Source organism: Pseudomonas sp. D3-27 (assembly GCF_051132165.1).
In the GTDB taxonomy this organism is placed as follows: domain Bacteria; phylum Pseudomonadota; class Gammaproteobacteria; order Pseudomonadales; family Pseudomonadaceae; genus Aquipseudomonas.
In genome coordinates this window covers 1213360-1232878 of record NZ_CP071667.1, presented here as the reverse complement: position 1 = coordinate 1232878, position 19519 = coordinate 1213360, and the positions used below count along the sequence as shown (strand labels likewise).

Sequence of the window (19519 nt, the reverse complement as noted above, 5' to 3'; positions counted from 1 at the left end):
CAATGCTGCTGAACCACCGCTATCGCGAGCAAGCTCGCTCCCACAGGGGTCTCGCTTAAGGCTGAAGTTTTTGTGGGGTCTCCTGCCCCATGCACCGCACCGCGCGCTTCTTCTCGTTGATCAGCACACCGGTCAGGCCTTTCTGTTCGGTGTCGAACAACACCAGCACGCCCTCGATGCACTGGGCCACTTGCGGCGCCGGCTCCAGGGAAACCTTGTAGTCCTCCCCCGGAACGGTCTTGAGCATGGTGAACTCGTTGAGCAGCAACGCATCCTCGGGCTTGGCGAAATGCAGGTAGCCGTAGTACCAGAGCGCCGCGACGGTGCCGAGGATGCTGCAGATACCTGTGATTATCAGGGGGATGGCGTTACGTTCTTCGCTCATTGCGGATTCTCAGGTGATTCAACGGGTGATTTCGGGTAATTCGGAATTTCGCCCAGGCGGCGCAGGCCGTCAAAGTGCCGGGGGTCGTCGAGGTAGCGCAGCATCACGGTTCGCCAGGTTGGGTCGGCGAAGGTCTGCACATGCCCGCCACGGGTCAGTTGCAGCACCCGTGGCGGCGGCGCAGCTTGATACAAGCGGATGCCGTTGGAAAGGGGCACGATCGGATCGTCGAGGCTGTGGTAGATCAGTTTCGGTACGCCGTTCAATTGCGCGATCGAGCCGATGGCGCTGTCGCCGTCCGGCACCAGCCACGACAGCGGCACCTGGAGTGGCCAGGTCAGCCATGAGGTGCCAAGAGCGAAACGCCCTACATCACGATAACTGGCGGGCACGCCGTCGAGCACCAAGGCCTTGAGCTGCTGCTGGCGCTGCGGGTGCTCGGCCAGGTAATGCACCGCCAGCGCGCCACCGAGACTCTGGCCGAGCAGCACCAACGGCTTGCCCCGCACTTCGGGCGCCTGGTCGAGCCAATTGAACGCGGCGTCGATGTCCTGGTAGATCGCCGGCAGGCTCGGCTCGCCTTCGGAAACGCCATAGCCACGGTAATCGACCATCAAGACTTGATAACCCTGCTCCGGCAACCACCAGCTCCCGCCGAGGTGCCAGGCCAGGTTGCCGCCGTTGCCGTGAAGATGCAGCACCGTGCCCTTGACCTCTACACCCGGCTTCACCGGCAGCCACCAACCCCGCAGCTTCAGCCCATCGGCGGTGGTCAGGGTGACGTCGCGGTAGTCAAGCTTGGCCCGTTCCGGGGTAAACGGCAGGCCGCGTTCGGGGTAGAACAGCAGGGAGCTGCAACCGCTCAGGGCCAGCAGCAGGCAAATGATGCCGAGGGTTCGCATCCGGTGAAGCCTCGCAAGTCAGAAGTGAACGCAGTCCCCTGTGGGAGCGAGCTTGCTCGCGATAGCGGTATGTGAGTCACAGCTGTATTGACTGTCCTGTCGCTATCGCGAGCAAGCTCGCTCCCACAGGGATTGTTGGTGTGGTTAAAGGATATTGGAATAATCCGCTTCGATCCGGTCCAGGCTCAGGTGGTTCAAGAAGTTGGAGAAGCACATCCAGGCCGACAGCGCGTTCATGTCGCGAAATTGGTCGGGCAGGTACTTGGGCGGTACGACCAGGCCTTCATCCACCAACTGGCGCAATGTGCGCATGTCCTCCAGGGTGGTCTTGCCGCAGAACAGCAACGGCACCTGCTCCAGCTTGCCTTTGCGCACGGCCAGCTGAATATAGTTGTAAACCATGATGAAGCCCTTGAGGTAGGACAAGTCTTTGGTAAATGGCAGACCGGTCGGCACCGAACCACGGAAAACCCGACTGGCGTTGCCATAGCTTTCGGCCATTTCAAAGCCCTGTTCACGGAAGAACTCGTAGACCTGCAGGAAATCGGCGCCCTCTTCCACCATATGAATGGCGCGGGTACGGTTGGTGAGCTTGCGCAAGCGACTCGGGTAAGACGCGAAGGTGATGATCTCCATCAGGATCGCCAGGCCTTCCTGGGTCACTGTCGACGAGGGCGGGCCCTTGGACAGGAAGGTGCAGATCGGCTGGTTCAGGCCGTTGAGGGTAGTGCCGACGTGCACCAGCCCTTCATGGACCTCCAGGGCGCGCACATCGCGCTCGTTGAACATCGCGTCGGTGCGGATCTTGATGTAGTCGGCGCCCGCTGCCGCGTCGGCCACGATCCCATCGGACTCGAACACGCGGATGGTTTCCTCGGCTTCGCCGAACACCCGGTTGAGGCGATGCTGCAACAGGCTCACGGCTTCCTTGGCGCTGAGGACCTTGGGCTCGTCCTTCAGGTCGCCACGGCCATCGATGTTGTTCAGGTAATCGGACAGCATCAGCCCCAGGTCGGCCAGGGTCGGGTCACCGGCGTGGAAGGCGTCGGACGCCGCGCCATACAGCTCCTGGGAAATCAGCCCGAAGTCCTCGGTGCCGCGCGCTTCGAGCATGCGCACCACCATGCGGTATTCCTTGCACATGCGGCGCATGATCTGGCCAACCGGGTTGAACTGCCCGAGTTGGCGGGTGATGTCGCGCTCGATGTTCTGAAACTCCAGCTTCACTTTGCTGGAATCGAACGACAGCGGTCGGTTGAGATAATAGTCGCGGTCCACGGCGGGCATTTCCTTGCCCTTGGTCTTGAGAAAACCTTTGCGGATGTTCTCGTCCCACTTCACCGCGTCGAGGATTCGAATCGGCGTCTGCGCCAGCACAATGCGATCGGACAAGGTGCGTATCGTCTGCTGGTAATCGTCCACCCGGAACTCCTGTGAAAAAAACGTCCGCTTGTAGCAGTTATTGGGATTTGGCCAGTCGCTGATAGCGCACGGCTTCCGAGAACACGTCGGAATTGGCTGGGTCGTCGAGGTAGCTGAACACCTTGACCATGTCGCTGTCCACCAGCACGCCATCGCCCTCTTCGCTTGGGTTCGGCTGACCACTGAGGAGCTTCTGGCCGATGGCCTGGTTGATCTGTTCCATGTCCAGGTTGTAGACCACCAGTTCCTGTTTGTCGGTCAGTTCGAAACCGGCAATGACGAAATGTCCGCCATAGCGGGCCGGCACCTTGGCCGACAGGTACCAGCGGCTGCCGTGTCGGGAGACCGTCACGGGAATGGCTTCGCGTTCCCGGGGCTTGGCCCTGAAGTAGCTGATGGCCTGGTAGCGGTGCTTGCCGACTTGCGTCAGCTCCAGGTTCAACGGCTCGCCCCAGGCGTTGGTGCTGGTCCATTGGCCGAGCAGGCCCTTGGGCGCGGCTTCGCTGTCGGGCAACGGCGCCTTGAACGACACCAGGCACCCACTGAGCAGCAGCAACGACACGGCCAGAACAACGGCATGCCAGGCTTTCATTGGAACTCCCTATGGCTTCAGCGCTTTGTCTTGTGGCGAGGGAGCTTGCTCCCGCTTGAGTGCGCAGCGCTCACAAAGGGGGCCGCTGCGCAGCCCAGCGGGAGCGAGCTCCCTCGCCACGGGGGACCTGTTGTAACCCAAAAAAGGCTACACCGACGCCAGTACCAGGTGCATGTAGCGGGTCAGGATGCCGAGCATGTCTTCTTCAGCGACAGGCTCGGCGCCATTGAGCAAGCCCTGATATTCCATCCGACCGATAATCGCCGTCAACACTTTGGCATCCTGTTGCGGCTCGCGCGAGCCCAACACCTGGAAAAACTGACAGGTGCCATGGAGCAGGATTCGTTGATGAGAACGAACCAGTTCCGCCAGGCGTGGGTTGAGCAGCGCTTCCTGGCGAAAGGCCTGTTCGGCCATCAAATAGTCGCGACGACTCTGCAACTGATGCTGCACATAATCAGCGGTCATCCGCGCAATGTCGTCGGCCAATTGCGAGCGCGACTCGGCGCTGCCGTCCCCGTAGGCGACCATTTCACGCAGCAGCCCCTCGTTGTTGGTCCACAGCTTGGCCATGAACGCCGCGCTGCGCTCCACGTACTGGGCGAAGGTATCGGTGAGCAGGTCGTCGATGTCCTTGAAGTAGTAAGTGGTGGCCGACAGCGGCACGCCCGCTTCGGCGGCCACCGCGCGGTGTCGCACGGCCCGCACGCCATCGCGCACGACGATGCGCATGGCCGCGTCGAGAATGTCCTGGCGGCGCTGTTCACTGCCCTGTCGGCTGGCCTTGCGACCCTGGTACTGAACACTTTCAGCGACAGCAGTGGCGACGCCCGCTGCACCTTCTGGAGCCATTGCACGATTCACGACAGGTGTTTCCTCGCTATTTCAGAAGTAACCAATTGATACGTTTGTACCAGACAGGCAATAAAAAGCCGCCCATCGAGGCGGCTTTTTGATTCAGACCATTACGCTTGGGGCCGCATGTGCGGGAAGAGGATCACATCCCGGATCGACGGCGAGTTGGTCAGCAACATCACCAGGCGATCGATGCCGATGCCTTCACCTGCGGTCGGCGGCATGCCGTACTCCAAGGCGCGGACGAAGTCGGCGTCGTAGTGCATGGCTTCGTCGTCGCCCGCGTCCTTGTCGGCTACCTGGGCCATGAAGCGCTCGGCCTGGTCTTCCGCGTCATTGAGCTCGGAATAGGCGTTGGCGATTTCCCGGCCACCGATGAACAGCTCGAAGCGGTCGGTCACGCTTGGGTCTTCGTCGTTGCGACGGGCCAGCGGCGATACTTCGAACGGGTACTGGGTGATGAAGTGCGGCTGCTCCAGCTTGTGCTCCACCAGCTCTTCGAAAATCATCACCTGCAGCTTGCCCAGGCCTTCGAAGCCAAGCACCTTGGCGCCGGCCTTCTTAGCGATGGCACGGGCCTTGTCGATGTCCTGCAGATCGGCGGCGGTGATCTCAGGGTTGTACTTGAGGATCGAATCGAACACCGACAGGCGCACGAACGGCTCTCCGAAGTGGAACACTTTGTCGCCGTATGGCACATCGGTGCTGCCCAGGACCAACTGCGCCAGTTCGCGGAACAGTTCTTCGGTCAGGTCCATGTTGTCTTCGTAGTCAGCATAGGCCTGGTAGAACTCGAGCATGGTGAACTCGGGGTTGTGCCGGGTCGAAACGCCTTCGTTACGGAAGTTGCGGTTGATCTCGAACACTTTCTCGAAGCCGCCGACCACCAGGCGCTTGAGGTACAGCTCCGGGGCGATACGCAGGAACATTTCCATGTCCAGGGCGTTATGGTGGGTTTCGAACGGCTTGGCCGCCGCACCGCCAGGGATGGTCTGGAGCATCGGCGTCTCGACTTCCAGGAAGTCACGCTTCATCAGGAAGCTGCGGATGTGGGCGATGACTTGCGAACGCACGCGGAAGGTATGGCGCACGTCTTCGTTGACGATCAGGTCGACGTAGCGCTGGCGGTAACGTTGCTCGGTGTCGGTCAGGCCGTGGTGCTTGTCCGGCAGCGGGCGCAAGGACTTGGTCAGCAGGCGCACGCTGGTCATTTCGACGTACAGGTCGCCCTTGCCGGAGCGGGCCAGGGTGCCTTCGGCGGCGATGATGTCGCCCAGGTCCCAGGTCTTGACGGCGGCCAGGGTTTCTTCCGGCAGGGTCTTGCGGTTGACGTAGACCTGAATGCGCCCGGTCATGTCCTGGATCACCATGAACGAACCACGGTTGAGCATGATGCGACCGGCAACCTTGACCGCAATCGCCGCCTCGGCCAGCTCTTCCTTGGTCTTGTCTGCGTACTTCTTCTGCAGGACGTCGCAATACGCGTCGCGGCGGAAGTCGTTGGGGAAGGCCTGGCCCTTCTCGCGCTCGGCAGCAAGCTTTTCCTTGCGCAGGGCGATCAGGGAGTTTTCTTCCTGTTGCAGGGCTTGCGGGTCGAGTTCTAGGTCGCTCATGTCTTTAAGGATTCCATCACAGGTTCGTTGCCCCCGGCCCCGGGCCGGAGTTTGCGGGCAGGCCTCGCTTGCGTGCAAGCGTGCCTGCCCACCGCGTGGGTGTCGCGTTACAGCCCTTGCTTGAGGCTGGCGATCAGGTATTCATCGATGTCGCCATCAAGCACTTTGTCGCAGTCGCTGCGTTCGATGCTGGTACGCAAGTCCTTGATCCGCGAGGCGTCGAGCACGTACGAACGGATCTGGTGACCCCAGCCGATGTCGGACTTGGTGTCTTCCAGTGCCTGGGACGCGGCGTTGCGCTTCTGCACTTCCTGCTCGTACAAGCGGGCCCGCAACATCTTCATCGCGGTGTCTTTGTTGGCGTGCTGGGAACGTTCGTTCTGGCAACTCACCACCGTGTTGGTCGGTACGTGGGTAATCCGCACGGCCGAGTCGGTGGTGTTTACGTGCTGGCCACCGGCACCGGAGGAGCGGTAGGTGTCGATGCGCAGGTCGGCCGGGTTGATCTCGATTTCGATGTTGTCATCGATTTCCGGAGAGACGAATACCGCTGAGAACGAGGTGTGGCGCCGGTTGCCGGAGTCGAACGGGCTCTTGCGTACCAGGCGGTGCACGCCGATCTCGGTCCGCAGCCAACCAAAGGCGTATTCGCCCTTGATGTGCACGGTGGCGCCCTTGATCCCGGCGACTTCGCCGGCGGACAGTTCCATGATCGTGGCGTCGAAACCGCGTTTGTCAGCCCAGCGCAGGTACATGCGCAGCAGGATGTTGGCCCAGTCCTGGGCTTCGGTGCCGCCGGAACCGGCCTGGATGTCCAGGTAGGCGTTGTTCATGTCCATCTCGCCGCTGAACATGCGACGGAATTCCAGCTTGGCGAGGTTCTCGTCCAGGCGAGTCAGTTCGGCGACGACATCGCCGACCGCGCCTTCGTCGTTCTCTTCGACAGCCATGTCCAGCAGGTCGCGACAATCGGCCAGGCCGCTGGACAATTCGTCCAGGGTCTCGACGATCTGCGCCAGCGCAGAACGCTCGCGGCCCAGTTCCTGGGCGTAGGAAGGGTTGTTCCAGACATTCGGATCTTCAAGCTCGCGATTGACTTCGGTCAGGCGCTCATGCTTTTGATCGTAGTCAAAGATACCCCCGAATAGTTTCGGAGCGCTCGGACAGGTCCTTGATAGTGTTCAGGATCGGGTTGATTTCCATGGCGGGCAGCACTCGTTGGCGAACTTTTGAAAGCCGGCGAGTATAACGTAATCAAACGCCAGCGGCAGCCCGCCCGGCGGCTTTAGGGGCAATGAGATTCCGCGTACGGCCCCTGTGGCGAGGGAGCTTGCTCCCGCTGGGGCGCGCAGCGCCCCTGAAACCAGTTGGCTCGGTGTGTCAGGTTGACCGAGGGAGCCATTTTAGGGCTGCTGCGCAACCCAGCGCGATCAAGCTCCCTCGCCACGAAAAGCATCTTTCCCCCGCAAACCTATTTAACCCCCCACCCGATTGCCGGCCGGAAGGTCGGAGGATCAGCAGCGACGGCTGGGACTGATCCCGCAGCAACCCTCCACAGGTATAGTTTCAACTCTTCCAATTACTCTACGAACAGATCAGGCAGCCGCCTGGCGCACCTGCTTTTCCAGTTCCGCCTTCAACCCCGGCTCCAGCTTCAACTGCCGCGCCAGTTCGTCGAGGTAGGACTTTTCCATGAAATTCTCTTCGTCCACCAACATCACACTGGCGATGTACATCTCTGCGGCGATTTCCGGCGTGCTTGCGGCACGTGCCACGTCGGTGGGGTCCAGCGGTTTGTTGAGCTCGGCATGCAGCCAGTGTTGAAGCTCCTGGTCGTTATCGAGCTTGGTGAATTCGCCTTCGATCAACTGCCGCTCGCGGTCATCCACATGGCCGTCAGCCTTGGCCGCCGCGACCAGAGCCTTGAGGATCGCCTGGCTGTGTTGCTCGACTTGCGCCGCCGGCACGCGGTCCAGAGTCTGCGGCTCGGTTTTCGGCGCGTTGCCCTGTTGGGCCTGCCAATTGCCGTAAGCCTTGTAGGCAATCACGCCCAGGGCAGCCAGGCCACCATAAGCCAGCGCCTTGCCACCAAAATTGCGGGCTTTCTTGTTGCCCAGCAGCATGCCCATGGCGCTCGCCGCCAGCGCCCCGCCCCCCGCGCCGGACAGCATGCCGCCCAGGTTGCCGGAGCCGCCGAGCAAACCGCCCAGGCCGCTGGATGGCTTGCCTTGCGAACCGCCGCCCTTGTTCTGCAACATTTCCTGACCGGACTTGAGTAACTGATCGAGCAATCCACGGGTGTTCATTTGCCGCCTCCACGCATTCGGGTTAACCGGATCATAAGGCCCTCAGCCTAGAACGAAAGTGCCCTACTACCCTTGGTCACATTGCTTCGAGATGTTGCCTGGGCAACCAGAGTCTCGCCGGCAACATTCGATAAAAACGATATACACTTCAAGGTCTCGATAAATCCGATCTCAGGATATGCGTCATGATGACCCTGCGCCAGATCCGTCATTTCATCGCAGTGGCCGAGACCGGCTCGATCTCCGCCGCCGCGCAGACCGCATTTATCTCCCAATCGACCTTGACCCTGGCAATCCAGCAACTGGAAGAGGAAATCGGCGTCAGCCTGTTCAACCGCCACGCGAAAGGCATGACGCTGACCCATCAGGGACACCAGTTCCTGCGCCAGGCCCATCTGATTCTCGCCACGGTCGATAACGCCAAGCGTAGCCTGCAGCAAAGCACCGACCAGGTGGCCGGCCAGATCACCATCGGCGTGACCAGCCTGGTCGCCGGTTACTACCTGGCGGATCTCCTGACCCGTTTCCAGCGCGCCTACCCCAATGTGGCAATCCGGGTTATGGAGGACGAACGTCCCTACATCGAACATCTGCTGGTCAGCGGTGAGATCGATGTCGGCGTGCTGATCCTCTCCAACCTGGAAGACCGCCACGCCCTGCAGACCGAAGTGCTGACCCACTCACCCCATCGCTTGTGGTTGCCGGCGCAGCATCCGCTGCTTGAAAACGACAGCATCCACCTGGCGGATGTCGCCCGGGAACAGCTGATCCAATTGAACGTCGATGAAATGGACCGCAACGCGCAACGCCTGTGGCGCGGCGCCGGCCTGCAACCGCAAATCACCCTCCGCACAGCCTCGACCGAAGCGGTACGCAGCCTGGTGGCGGCCGGCCTGGGTGTTTCGATCCAGCCGGACATGACCTACCGCCCCTGGTCGCTGGAAGGCGACATCATCGAGGCGCGCCCCATCGCCGACCTCAACCAGACGCTGGATGTCGGGCTGGCCTGGCGCCGGGGAACTGCACGCCCGGCCTCGGTCGACCCGTTCCTGGCGGTCGCTCGGGAACAATCCCATGGCGGACGCAAGCCATCGATTTAATAGAACGCAGCGTTGAGTATTTCGAATTTGTAGGCCTTGCGAGTGCGCACTAGTCTTGCTGAATCCTCAAGACTGCTGACAACTCGAGAAATAAAACATGGCTGGCACGCAAACCCCGTTGTGTACCGCGTTGTTGATCAACGGAGAATTGGCGGCCGGCGAGGGTTTTGTCGAGCCGATTCTCAACCCGGCCACGGGTGAAGTGGTTGCGCAAATCGCCGAGGGCAGTATCGAACAGGTCGAAGCCGCGATCCTCGCGGCTCATCACGCCTTCGGCGGCTGGTCACGTACCACGCCGCAACAACGCTCGAACCTGCTGCTGGAAATCGCCAGCGCCATCGAAAAAAATGCCGATCACCTGGCCCGTCTCGAATCCTTGAACTGCGGCAAGCCCTTGCACCTGGCTCGCCAGGATGATTTGAGCGCCACGGTGGATGTGTTCCGTTTCTTTGCCGGCGCGGTGCGCTGCCAGACCGGCCAGCTCAGCGGTGAATACCTGCCGGGCTACACGAGCATGGTGCGCCGGGACCCGATCGGCGTGGTGGCCTCCATCGCGCCGTGGAACTACCCCATCATGATGGCGGCCTGGAAGATCGCCCCGGCCCTGGCCGCTGGCAATACCTTGGTGTTCAAGCCTTCCGAGCACACGCCGCTGTCGATCCTGGCCCTGGCGCCAATACTGGCCGAGATCCTGCCGCCCGGCGTCATCAACATCATCTGCGGTGGCGGCGAAGGCGTCGGCAGCCATCTGGTCAGCCATCCGAAGGTGCGCATGGTCTCGCTGACCGGCGATATCGTCACCGGCCAGAAGATCCTTCAGGCGGCGGCGAAAACCCTCAAGCGCACGCATCTGGAACTGGGTGGCAAGGCCCCAGTGATTGTCTGTGACGACGCCGATCTCCAAGCGGTGATCGAGGGCGTGCGCACCTATGGTTATTACAACGCCGGACAGGATTGCACCGCCGCCTGCCGGATCTACGCCCAGGCCGGTATCCACGACCGGCTGGTGGCGGAACTCGGCGCGGCGGTCGGCAGCCTGCGCTTTGCCGGCAAGCGCGACGCCGACAATGAAATCGGTCCGCTGATCAGCGTGCGCCAGCGCGACCGTGTCGCCAGTTTTGTCGAGCGAGCCCTTGGCCAGCCGCACATCGAACGCATCACCGGTGCGGCGGTGCATTCCGGGGCCGGTTTCTACTATCAGCCGACGCTGCTGGCCGGCTGCAAGCAAAGCGATGAGATCGTCCAACGGGAAGTGTTCGGCCCGGTGGTCACCGTGACCCGCTTCGACGAGCTCAGCCAAGCGGTGGACTGGGCCAACGATTCGGAATATGGCCTGGCCTCCTCGGTATGGACCCAGAACCTGGACAAGGCGATGCAAGTGGCGGCACGGCTGCAATACGGCTGCACCTGGATCAACAGCCATTTCATGCTGGTCAGCGAGATGCCCCACGGCGGCTTGAAACGCTCGGGCTATGGGAAAGATCTGTCCAGCGATTCGCTCCAGGACTACAGCGTGGTGCGCCATATCATGGCCCGGCATGGCCGGGAGCTTTGAGCTGCGAGCTTTCAAGCCCTTCGCTACCTTGCAGCTTGCGGCTCAAGGCTTGCAGCTAAGCTAAAACAATAACCAGCGACACGTTCTCAAAAAACTGCCCCGACCATAATTAAAGCAAGAGGGATTTCCATGTACGCGCACAAGACCGTATTGCTCAGTGCAATCACCACGGCGCTGCTGACCAGCGTCAGCGTCCAGGCCGCCGAACCGCTCAAGGCCATTGGTGCCGGCGAAGGCCAATTGGATATCGTCGCCTGGCCGGGCTACATCGAACGCGGTGAAAGCGACAAGGCCTATGACTGGGTCACCGGTTTCGAAAAGGAAACCGGCTGCAAGGTCAACGTGAAAACCGCCGCCACGTCCGATGAAATGGTCAGCCTGATGAGCAAGGGCGGCTATGACCTCGTCACTGCTTCGGGCGATGCCTCGTTGCGGCTGATTGCCGGCAAACGCGTGCAGCCGATCAACACCGCGCTGATCGCCAATTGGAAAAACCTCGACCCGCGCCTCAAAGACGCGCCGTGGTATGTGGTCAATCAACAGACCTACGGCACGCCCTACCAGTGGGGCCCAAACGTGTTGATGTACAACACCCAGGTATTCAAGCAGGCACCGACCAGTTGGAGCGTGCTGTTCGAAGCCCAGAACCTGCCCGACGGAAAGCCGAACAAGGGGCGCGTGCAAGCCTACGACGGCCCGATCTACATCGCCGACGCGGCGCTTTATCTCATGACCGCCAAACCTGAACTGGGTATCAAGGACCCGTACCAGCTCGACGAAACCCAGTACAAGGCTGTGCTCCAATTGCTACGGGCCCAGCAACCGTTGATTCACCGCTACTGGCATGACACCACCGTGCAGATGAGCGACTTCAAGAACGAAGGCGTGGTGGCGTCCGGCGCCTGGCCGTATCAGGTCAACGGTTTGATGAACGAGAAACAGCCAATCGCCTCGACCATTCCCAAAGAAGGCGCCACCGGCTGGGCCGACACCACCATGCTGCACGCCGAGGCCAAGCACCCCAACTGCGCCTACAAGTGGATGGATTGGTCGCTGCAACCGAAAGTCCAGGGTGACGTGGCCGCATGGTTCGGCTCCTTGCCTGCCGTGCCCGAGGCGTGCAAAGGCAGCGAACTGCTGGGCGCCGAAGGTTGCAAAACCAACGGTTTCGATCAGTTCGACAAGATCGCTTTCTGGAAAACGCCCCAGGCCGAGGGTGGTAAGTTCGTACCGTACAGCCGCTGGACCCAGGATTACATAGCGATCATGGGTGGGCGTTAACGCACTATCTCCGTGGCGAGGGAGCTTGCTCCCGCTGTTGGCGCAGCCATCCCAAAACCAGCCGATGCGGTGAAACAGGCAAGACCGCATCGGTCGGTTTTGGGCGTGCTTCGCCCGCCAGCGGGAGCAAGCTCCCTCGCCACGGGATTGCATTTCAATATTCATAGCGCCCCGTTTTGTGGAGCCCCGCACCATGACACTTGCAGTCCAGTTCACCCATGTGTCCCGTCAGTTCGGCGATGTGAAGGCCGTCGATCGGGTCTCCATCGACATCCAGGACGGCGAGTTCTTCTCCATGCTGGGCCCTTCCGGCTCCGGCAAGACCACCTGCCTGCGGCTGATTGCAGGCTTCGAGCAACCCAGCGCCGGTTCGATCCGTATCCACGGTGAAGAAGCCGTGGGTCTTGCGCCCTACCAGCGGGACGTGAATACGGTTTTCCAGGACTACGCCCTGTTCCCCCATATGAATGTGCGCGACAACGTGGCCTATGGCTTGAAAGTCAAAGGCGTCGCCAAGGCCGAGCGCATCAAGCGCGCCGACGAAGCCTTGGAGATGGTAGCCCTGGGCGGCTACGGCGAGCGCAAGCCGGTGCAACTTTCCGGCGGCCAGCGCCAGCGTGTCGCCCTGGCCCGTGCGTTGGTCAATCGCCCACGGGTATTGTTGCTGACGAGCCGCTGGGCGCCCTCGACTTGAAGCTGCGTGAACAGATGCAAGGCGAACTGAAGAAGCTGCAACGGCAGCTGGGCATCACCTTCATTTTCGTTACTCATGACCAGACCGAAGCGTTGTCGATGTCCGATCGCGTGGCGGTGTTCAACAAGGGCCGCATTGAACAGGTCGATACGCCGCGCAACCTGTACATGAAACCGGCCACTACCTTCGTTGCCGAATTCGTCGGCACCTCCAACGTGATCCGCGGCGAACTGGCGCGACAACTGAGCGGTTATCCACAGCCGTTCTCGATTCGTCCGGAACACGTGCGTTTTGCCGAAGGACCGCTGGCGAGTCATGAAATAGAGGTCAATGGCCTGCTCCATGACATCCAGTACCAAGGCAGCGCGACACGCTACGAATTGAAGCTGGAAAACGGCCAGACCCTGAGCCTCAGCCAGGCCAACACCCAGTGGAGCGACAACGGCACCCGGCATCAGGCCGGCCAGCACCTGGCCGTGCGCTGGGCCCGCGAGGCGATGGTTGCCCTGCACGACACCGTCGGCAGCGAGGTCTGAGATGAGCACCCTGGCCATGACTCAAACAGCGACGCACGGCTCGGCGTTGCGGCGCTTTTCGAATCTGCTGTACCGACGACCGAATCTGTATCTGTCGATGCTGCTGGTGCCTCCGCTGATCTGGTTCGGCGCGATCTACCTGGGTTCGTTGCTGACCCTGCTCTGGCAGGGCTTCTACACTTTCGACGACTTCACCATGGCGGTCACGCCGGACCTGACCCTGGCGAATTTTTCAGCACTGTTTCAGCCATCGAATTTCGACATCATCGCTCGCACCCTGACCATGGCGATTGCCGTGTCCATCGCGAGCGCCCTGGTTGCGTTCCCGATTGCCTATTACATGGCGCGCCACACCAGCGGCAAGACCAAGGCGTTCTTCTACATCGCGGTGATGCTGCCGATGTGGGCCAGCTATATCGTCAAGGCTTATGCCTGGACGCTGTTGCTGGCCAAAGGCGGCGTGGCGCAATGGTTCGTCCAGCACCTGGGCCTGGGGCCGCTGCTGCAATGGGCGCTGGAGATTCCCGGCGTGGGCGGCAGCACGTTGTCCACATCGCACTTGGGGCGCTTCCTGGTGTTCGTCTACATCTGGCTGCCGTTCATGATCCTGCCGATCCAGGCATCCCTCGAACGCCTGCCGCCGTCGCTGCTGCAGGCCTCGGCGGACCTGGGCGCCCGCCCACACCAGACATTCATGCAAGTGATCCTGCCGCTGTCGGTCCCAGGCATCGCGGCCGGCTCGATCTTCACCTTCTCGCTGACCCTGGGGGATTTCATCGTGCCGCAACTGGTGGGCCCGCCGGGCTACTTCGTCGGCAGCATGGTCTACGCCCAGCAAGGCGCCATCGGCAACATGCCCATGGCCGCGGCATTCACGCTGGTGCCCATCGTGCTGATCGCCATCTATCTTTCCATCGTCAAGCGACTGGGGGCTTTCGATGCACTCTGACTCTCGAGCGTCATGGGGCCTGCGCATCGCGGCATGGGGCGGGCTGGTGTTCCTGCACTTCCCGATCCTGATCATCTTCCTTTATGCCTTCAACACCGAAGACGCCGCGTTCAGCTTCCCGCCCAAGGGCCTGACGTTGAAATGGTTTAGCGTGGCCTTTTCGCGCCCGGACGTGCTGGAAGCGATCAAGTTGTCGTTGCAAGTGGCGGCTGTCGCCACGCTGATCGCCATGGTGCTCGGCACCCTGGCCTCGGCGGCGCTGTATCGCCGGGACTTCTTCGGCAAACAAGGCATTTCCCTGATGTTGATCCTGCCGATTGCCCTACCGGGGATCATCACCGGCATTGCGCTGTTGGCGACCTTCAAGAGCCTGGGCATCGAGCCGGGGATGCTCACCATCATTGTCGGCCACGCAACCTTCTGCGTGGTGATCGTCTACAACAACGTCATCGCCCGCCTGCGCCGCACGTCCCATAGTCTGATCGAAGCCTCGATGGACCTGGGCGCCGACGGCTGGCAGACCTTTCGCTACATCGTCCTGCCCAACCTTGGATCGGCCCTGCTGGCCGGAGGGATGCTGGCGTTTGCCTTGTCGTTCGATGAAATCATCGTCACCACCTTCACCGCCGGCCACGAGCGCACCTTGCCGCTCTGGCTGCTCAACCAGCTCAGCCGCCCTCGCGACGTCCCAGTAACCAATGTGGTGGCGATGCTGGTGATGTTGGTCACGATGTTGCCGATCCTCGGCGCGTATTACCTGACCCGTGGTGGTGAAAGCGTGGCGGGGAGCGGTGGGAAATAGATTCGCCGCCAAGATGAATATCCCCTGTGGGAGCGAGCCTGCTCGCGATGACTGACCAGCGCTCAACACAGATGTCGGCTGCAAGGACGCCTTCGCGAGCAGGCTCGCTCCCACAGAAAAGCACTAACGTTCAAGAGGACATGGACATGCAAACCAAACTGCTTATCAACGGCCACCTCGTCAACGGCGAGGGCCCTGGCCAGGCCGTTTTCAATCCGGCCCTGGGCCGGGTGCTGGTGGAAATCAACGAAGCCAGCGAGGCCCAGGTCGATGCCGCGGTCCGCGCTGCCGATAACGCCTTCGAATCCTGGTCGCAGGTGCCGCCCAAGGACCGTTCCCTGTTGCTGCTCAAGCTGGCGGACGCCATCGAGACCCATGGCGAGGAACTGGCGAAACTGGAATCGGATAACTGCGGCAAACCGTTCAACGCCGCGCTGAACGACGAAATCCCGGCAATCGCCGACGTGTTCCGCTTCTTTGCCGGCGCCAGTCGCTGCATGAACGGCTCGGCGGGCGGCGAATACCTGCCGGGCCACACCTCGATGATCCGTCGCGACCCGGTGGGCGTCATCGCGTCCATCGCACCGTGGAATTACCCGTTGATGATGGTTGCCTGGAAAATCGCCCCCGCCCTGGCCGCCGGCAACACGGTGGTGCTCAAGCCGTCGGAGCAGACGCCGCTGACAGCGTTGCGCATGGCGGAATTGGCATCAGAGATATTTCCGGCGGGCGTGCTCAACGTGATCTTCGGCCGCGGGCAAACCGTGGGCAACCCGCTGGTCACCCACCCGAAAGTGCGCATGGTATCCCTCACAGGCTCCATCGCCACTGGCTCGAACATCATTTCCAGTACCGCCGACAGCGTCAAACGCATGCACATGGAGTTGGGCGGCAAGGCCCCGGTGATCATTTTCGATGATGCCGACATCGACGCTGCGGTGGAAGGCATCCGCACCTTCGGCTTCTATAACGCTGGCCAGGATTGCACCGCCGCTTGCCGCATCTACGCCCAGCAAGGCATCTACGACAAGTTTGTCGAGAAACTCGGCGCCGCCGTCGCCAGCATCAAGTACGGTCTGCAGAACGAGCCCGACACCGAGATGGGGCCGCTGATCACTGCCCAGCATCGTGACCGAGTGGCCGCCTTCGTCGAGCGAGCCATTGCCCAGCCCCACATCCGCCTGGTCACCGGGGGCAAGGCGGTAGAAGGCAACGGTTTCTTTTTCGAACCGACAGTGCTAGCCGATGCCCAGCAGGATGACGAAATCGTCCGCCGCGAAGTCTTCGGCCCGGTGGTGTCCGTCACGCCGTTCCTTGATGAAGCGCAAGTGTTGGCCTGGGCCAACGATTCGGACTACGGACTGGCCTCATCGGTATGGACCACCGACATCGGCCGCGCCCATCGCCTCTCGGCGCGGCTGCAATACGGCTGCACCTGGGTGAATACCCACTTCATGCTGGTCAGCGAAATGCCCCATGGCGGTCAGAAACGTTCTGGCTACGGCAAGGACATGTCCATGTATGGGTTGGAGGATTACACAGTGGTGCGGCATGTGATGTTCAAGCACTGATGTAAAGACAACGTTGGCAACACATGCCCATGCCTGCCCCGCGTTCGTCCTGCTAAGGTTTTCGTCGATCGGTGCACGCCGCCGGTTGACGGAGATTCTGGCAGCGCCTAGGGTGTCTACAATGTATACATCCAGGAGATGAACCATGGCCTCGCCCGTTTTGTCCTTTCGTGTCGAGGAAGGTCTGGCCCAGCAATTGGACTTGCTGGCTGCCGCCACCGACCGCGACCGTCAATATCACCTCAAGCGTGCATTGGTTCGATATGTGGAAGCCGAATCGTGGCATCTGCAAGCGATCAGCGAAGGCATGGCGGATGCCGATGCTGGACATCTGACCGACCTGGACGCCGTGAAGGCTAAGTGGGCAAAGCGTGCCGAGCATCGTACTGACCGACAAAGCACAGAGTGACCTCGACTCGATCCATGAATATTACTCCCACGCTATCGGCCCGGACGATGCTGATGAGGTCGTCCTCACGATCCTTGGAACGTTGCAGCAACTGCAGCGTTTTCCTGGCTCGGGTCGTCCCTCACCTGCTCCCGATATCCGAGAGCTGGTGCTGACGCGCTATCCGTTTTTTGCCCCTTACCGACTCTTGCATGGGCAACTGCAGGTCCTGCGAGTATTGCACCAGCGCACCGAGCCCCCCCCGGACTGGTCAGAGCAGTAACGCCGACTAACACCTCCCGACCCAGCCGCCGATCTCCATGGGTATTCAAAACCGCGAAACACTGCGCATCGCATCCAGCAGGTAGCGCATGGCGATCCGGTCGCTTTCCGACAGCTCCCGGTACCGTTCGACCAATCTCAATTCTTCCCGGCTGAGCCGGCGTTTCTTGCGCGCGTTGATCAGGCCCGGGAAGACTCCCAGCATTTCGGTAAGGCCCTGTATTTTCGTCATGACTTGTCCTTCTGTTACGTCGAGTTGACCTGATAGCGCCCGGTGAACCGGTTACATCGTCCTTCACACTCAAGAATAGGGAGGATTCATCGGGTGAAAAGGGAGTTTTAGAGTAATTAGTCAAAAAAACCCAAAATGTTCATAAAAAAGGAAATAACTGTAAGAAATTTTGACCAGGTCACGCTTTCCTGTCTCTCCAAGCTCGCATTTCCCCTATGATTTTGCGCCTCGGTGAACCGATCCAGCTCTCAGGTATCTGTTCTTACGTTCGTCGCGTTTGGCCAAAGGCATGTCCGAACTCCTTTTTCAATCTCTGTTGCCAGGATCGGCTCGGGATTGCTTTGATTAAGGTTGTATTTATGCACCGCAGGAATTTGCTCAAGGCCTCCATGGCCTTCGCCGCCTACACCGGGCTATCGGCGTCGGGACTCATGGCCGCACGCGCCTGGGCCGCTGACCAGACCGCCGACGGCGAAGCCCGTCCCTTCGATTTCAAAGGGCTGAAGGATCAGGCCCGGCGGCTGGCCGAGAGCCGCTACGTCGACACCAAGCAAGTCCTGCCACCGACCCTGGCCCAGATGTCGCCGCTGCAGTTCAATGCCATCCGGTACGACGCCAACCACTCCCTGTGGAATGAGCTGGACGGGCAATTGGACGCGCAGTTCTTCCATGTCGGCATGGGTTTCAAGCAACCGGTTCGCATGTACAGCGTCGACCCGAAGACGCGTATGGCCCGTGAGGTGCATTTCCGCCCGGAGCTGTTCAACTACGAAAAGACCACGGTCAATACCTCGCAATTGACCGGTGACCTGGGCTTCGCGGGTTTCCGGGTGTTCAAGGCACCGGAGCTGGACCGGCACGACATCGTTTCATTCCTGGGGGCCAGCTATTTCCGCGCCGTCGATGCCAGCGGCCAGTACGGGCTGTCGGCCCGGGGCCTGGCCATCGACACCTATGCGAAGAAGCGCGAGGAGTTTCCGGATTTCACCAAGTTCTGGTTCGAAACCCCGGACAAGAACAGCACCCGTTTCGTGGTCTACGCCCTGCTCGACTCGCCCAGCGCCACCGGCGCCTATCGTTTCGATATCGATTGCCAGCCGACCCGGGTCGTCATGGAAATCGATGCGCACATCCATGCCCGTACCGCCATTGAGCAACTGGGCATCGCGCCGATGACCAGTATGTTCAGCTGCGGCACGGTCGAGCGGCGCATGTGCGACACCATTCACCCGCAAATCCACGACTCCGACCGGCTGGCCATGTGGCGCGGCAACGGCGAATGGGTCTGCCGCCCGCTGAACAACCCCGCCACCCTGCAATTCAACGCGTTCGCCGACAAGAATCCGAAAGGCTTCGGGCTGGTGCAGACCGACCATGACTTCGACAGCTACCAGGACACCGTGGATTGGTACAGCAAACGTCCGAGCCTGTGGGTCGAGCCTACGACCGCATGGGGAGAAGGCTCAGTCGATCTGTTGGAAATTCCTACAACCGGCGAAACCCTGGATAACATCGTCGCGTTCTGGACCCCGAAAAAACCCGTCGCCGCCGGTGATTCGCTGAATTACGGCTACAAGCTCTACTGGAGTGCCTTGCCACCCGTGAGCACCGACCTGGCGCGTGTCGATGCCACCCGCTCCGGCATGGGCGGCTTCATCGAAGGCTGGGCACCCGGCGAGCATTACCCGACCGTCTGGGCGCGGCGCTTTGCCGTGGACTTCACCGGCGGTGGCCTCGACCAGTTGCCACCGGGCACCGGTATCGAACCGGTCGTGACCTGCTCCCACGGCGAGGTCAAGGACTTCAACGTGTTGGTACTGGACGCGATCAAGGGCTACCGCATTACTTTCGACTGGTACCCGACCGACGATCGCGTGGACCCGGTAGAGATGCGGCTCTTCCTGCGTTCCAAGGACCGCACGTTGAGCGAGACCTGGCTGTACCAGTATTTCCCGCCGGCGCCGGATCGGCGTAAGTATCCCTGAACCAACTCTGGACACCCGATAAACAAAAAACGAAAAGCCCCGGCCAATGACCGGGGCTTTTTGTTTCAT

Annotated in this window: 18 protein-coding genes and 1 pseudogene; 10 read left to right on the top strand and 9 right to left on the bottom strand. The window is 61.0% G+C overall.

Annotated elements, in window-relative coordinates; genetic code table 11:
- Positions 1-55 precede the first annotated feature (55 nt).
- The 8 genes from J3P92_RS05750 to J3P92_RS05715 form a co-directional block, all read right to left on the bottom strand.
- Complete coding sequence (locus tag J3P92_RS05750; RefSeq protein WP_434609784.1) at positions 56-385, bottom strand: hypothetical protein; 330 nt, start codon at positions 383-385, stop codon at positions 56-58.
- The gene (locus J3P92_RS05745; protein ID WP_434650086.1) at positions 382-1287 is read right to left on the bottom strand and encodes an alpha/beta hydrolase; all 906 of its coding nucleotides are present in this window, start codon (positions 1285-1287) and stop codon (positions 382-384) included. Before J3P92_RS05745 ends, J3P92_RS05750 begins: the two co-directional genes overlap by 4 nt.
- Positions 1288-1431: 144 nt before the next feature.
- Entirely contained in the window at positions 1432-2709 is a 1278-nt protein-coding gene (locus J3P92_RS05740; protein WP_420764206.1) for a flavohemoglobin expression-modulating QEGLA motif protein, read from the bottom strand.
- Positions 2710-2746: 37 nt separating this feature from the next.
- Entirely contained in the window at positions 2747-3301 is a 555-nt protein-coding gene (locus tag J3P92_RS05735; RefSeq protein WP_434562495.1) for a hypothetical protein, read from the bottom strand.
- A gap of 147 nt (positions 3302-3448) precedes the next feature.
- Positions 3449-4165, bottom strand: a complete 717-nt coding sequence (locus J3P92_RS05730) for a TetR/AcrR family transcriptional regulator (protein ID WP_420764204.1) — start codon at positions 4163-4165, stop codon at positions 3449-3451.
- Between the two features lie 101 nt (positions 4166-4266).
- Positions 4267-5769, bottom strand: coding sequence for a lysine--tRNA ligase (lysS, locus tag J3P92_RS05725; RefSeq protein WP_434650085.1), 1503 nt, complete (start codon positions 5767-5769; stop codon positions 4267-4269).
- A 107-nt stretch (positions 5770-5876) separates the two neighbouring features.
- Positions 5877-6972, bottom strand: a protein-coding gene (prfB, locus tag J3P92_RS05720) for a peptide chain release factor 2 (protein ID WP_095963568.1) whose coding sequence is annotated in 2 segments (ribosomal slippage) — positions 5877-6899 and positions 6901-6972 — 1095 coding nt in all. Because the reading frame shifts where the segments join, the coding sequence is not laid out codon by codon here.
- Between the two features lie 392 nt (positions 6973-7364).
- Positions 7365-8075, bottom strand: a complete 711-nt coding sequence (locus J3P92_RS05715; RefSeq protein WP_434650084.1) for a tellurite resistance TerB family protein — start codon at positions 8073-8075, stop codon at positions 7365-7367.
- Positions 8076-8260: 185 nt separating this feature from the next.
- Between J3P92_RS05715 and J3P92_RS05710 the strand changes: the two genes are divergently transcribed.
- From J3P92_RS05710 to J3P92_RS05670, 9 genes and pseudogenes are all read left to right on the top strand, one after another.
- Positions 8261-9175 (top strand): LysR family transcriptional regulator, encoded by a 915-nt coding sequence (locus tag J3P92_RS05710; RefSeq protein ID WP_420764201.1) that lies wholly within the window; start codon positions 8261-8263, stop codon positions 9173-9175.
- 97 nt (positions 9176-9272) lie between these two features.
- On the top strand, positions 9273-10730 hold the full coding sequence (locus J3P92_RS05705; protein ID WP_420764200.1) for a gamma-aminobutyraldehyde dehydrogenase: 1458 nt from the start codon (positions 9273-9275) through the stop codon (positions 10728-10730).
- Positions 10731-10859: 129 nt separating this feature from the next.
- Positions 10860-12011 carry a putative ABC transporter substrate-binding protein YdcS gene (ydcS, locus tag J3P92_RS05700; RefSeq protein ID WP_420764199.1) on the top strand — a complete coding sequence of 384 codons (1152 nt, stop codon included), beginning with the start codon at positions 10860-10862 and terminating at the stop codon, positions 12009-12011.
- A gap of 193 nt (positions 12012-12204) precedes the next feature.
- Positions 12205-13241 (top strand): annotated as a pseudogene (locus J3P92_RS05695) (ABC transporter ATP-binding protein).
- Between the two features lies 1 nt (position 13242).
- Positions 13243-14190: an ABC transporter permease gene (locus J3P92_RS05690; RefSeq protein WP_420764197.1), complete on the top strand. Its 948-nt coding sequence runs from the start codon at positions 13243-13245 to the stop codon at positions 14188-14190.
- Positions 14180-14992: an ABC transporter permease gene (locus J3P92_RS05685; protein WP_434650083.1), complete on the top strand. Its 813-nt coding sequence runs from the start codon at positions 14180-14182 to the stop codon at positions 14990-14992. Before J3P92_RS05690 ends, J3P92_RS05685 begins: the two co-directional genes overlap by 11 nt.
- A gap of 146 nt (positions 14993-15138) precedes the next feature.
- On the top strand, positions 15139-16563 hold the full coding sequence (locus J3P92_RS05680) for a gamma-aminobutyraldehyde dehydrogenase (RefSeq protein ID WP_434562487.1): 1425 nt from the start codon (positions 15139-15141) through the stop codon (positions 16561-16563).
- A gap of 145 nt (positions 16564-16708) precedes the next feature.
- Entirely contained in the window at positions 16709-16972 is a 264-nt protein-coding gene (locus tag J3P92_RS05675) for a CopG family ribbon-helix-helix protein (RefSeq protein ID WP_420764194.1), read from the top strand.
- The gene (locus J3P92_RS05670) at positions 16935-17234 is read left to right on the top strand and encodes a type II toxin-antitoxin system RelE/ParE family toxin (RefSeq protein ID WP_434650082.1); all 300 of its coding nucleotides are present in this window, start codon (positions 16935-16937) and stop codon (positions 17232-17234) included. Before J3P92_RS05675 ends, J3P92_RS05670 begins: the two co-directional genes overlap by 38 nt.
- A 45-nt stretch (positions 17235-17279) precedes the next feature.
- Here J3P92_RS05670 and J3P92_RS05665 read toward each other — a convergent pair whose 3' ends face one another.
- Positions 17280-17465 (bottom strand): hypothetical protein, encoded by a 186-nt coding sequence (locus tag J3P92_RS05665; RefSeq protein WP_434562483.1) that lies wholly within the window; start codon positions 17463-17465, stop codon positions 17280-17282.
- A 359-nt stretch (positions 17466-17824) separates the two neighbouring features.
- Between J3P92_RS05665 and J3P92_RS05660 the strand changes: the two genes are divergently transcribed.
- The gene (locus tag J3P92_RS05660) at positions 17825-19450 is read left to right on the top strand and encodes a glucan biosynthesis protein D (RefSeq protein WP_420764191.1); all 1626 of its coding nucleotides are present in this window, start codon (positions 17825-17827) and stop codon (positions 19448-19450) included.
- Positions 19451-19519: the final 69 nt, after the last annotated feature.

What these genes read in the sequence shown, in the direction of transcription:
- J3P92_RS05750 (WP_434609784.1), bottom strand. Translation starts at nt 385, where the DNA reads ATGAGCGAAGAACGTAACGCCATCCCCCTGATAATCACAGGTATCTGC.
- J3P92_RS05745 (WP_434650086.1), bottom strand. Translation starts at nt 1,287, where the DNA reads ATGCGAACCCTCGGCATCATTTGCCTGCTGCTGGCCCTGAGCGGTTGC.
- J3P92_RS05735 (WP_434562495.1), bottom strand. Translation starts at nt 3,301, where the DNA reads ATGAAAGCCTGGCATGCCGTTGTTCTGGCCGTGTCGTTGCTGCTGCTC.
- lysS (WP_434650085.1), bottom strand. Translation starts at nt 5,769, where the DNA reads ATGAGCGACCTAGAACTCGACCCGCAAGCCCTGCAACAGGAAGAAAAC.
- J3P92_RS05715 (WP_434650084.1), bottom strand. Translation starts at nt 8,075, where the DNA reads ATGAACACCCGTGGATTGCTCGATCAGTTACTCAAGTCCGGTCAGGAA.
- J3P92_RS05710 (WP_420764201.1), top strand. Translation starts at nt 8,261, where the DNA reads ATGATGACCCTGCGCCAGATCCGTCATTTCATCGCAGTGGCCGAGACC.
- J3P92_RS05705 (WP_420764200.1), top strand. Translation starts at nt 9,273, where the DNA reads ATGGCTGGCACGCAAACCCCGTTGTGTACCGCGTTGTTGATCAACGGA.
- ydcS (WP_420764199.1), top strand. Translation starts at nt 10,860, where the DNA reads ATGTACGCGCACAAGACCGTATTGCTCAGTGCAATCACCACGGCGCTG.
- J3P92_RS05690 (WP_420764197.1), top strand. Translation starts at nt 13,243, where the DNA reads ATGAGCACCCTGGCCATGACTCAAACAGCGACGCACGGCTCGGCGTTG.
- J3P92_RS05685 (WP_434650083.1), top strand. Translation starts at nt 14,180, where the DNA reads ATGCACTCTGACTCTCGAGCGTCATGGGGCCTGCGCATCGCGGCATGG.
- J3P92_RS05680 (WP_434562487.1), top strand. Translation starts at nt 15,139, where the DNA reads ATGCAAACCAAACTGCTTATCAACGGCCACCTCGTCAACGGCGAGGGC.
- J3P92_RS05675 (WP_420764194.1), top strand. Translation starts at nt 16,709, where the DNA reads ATGGCCTCGCCCGTTTTGTCCTTTCGTGTCGAGGAAGGTCTGGCCCAG.
- J3P92_RS05665 (WP_434562483.1), bottom strand. Translation starts at nt 17,465, where the DNA reads ATGACGAAAATACAGGGCCTTACCGAAATGCTGGGAGTCTTCCCGGGC.
- J3P92_RS05660 (WP_420764191.1), top strand. Translation starts at nt 17,825, where the DNA reads ATGCACCGCAGGAATTTGCTCAAGGCCTCCATGGCCTTCGCCGCCTAC.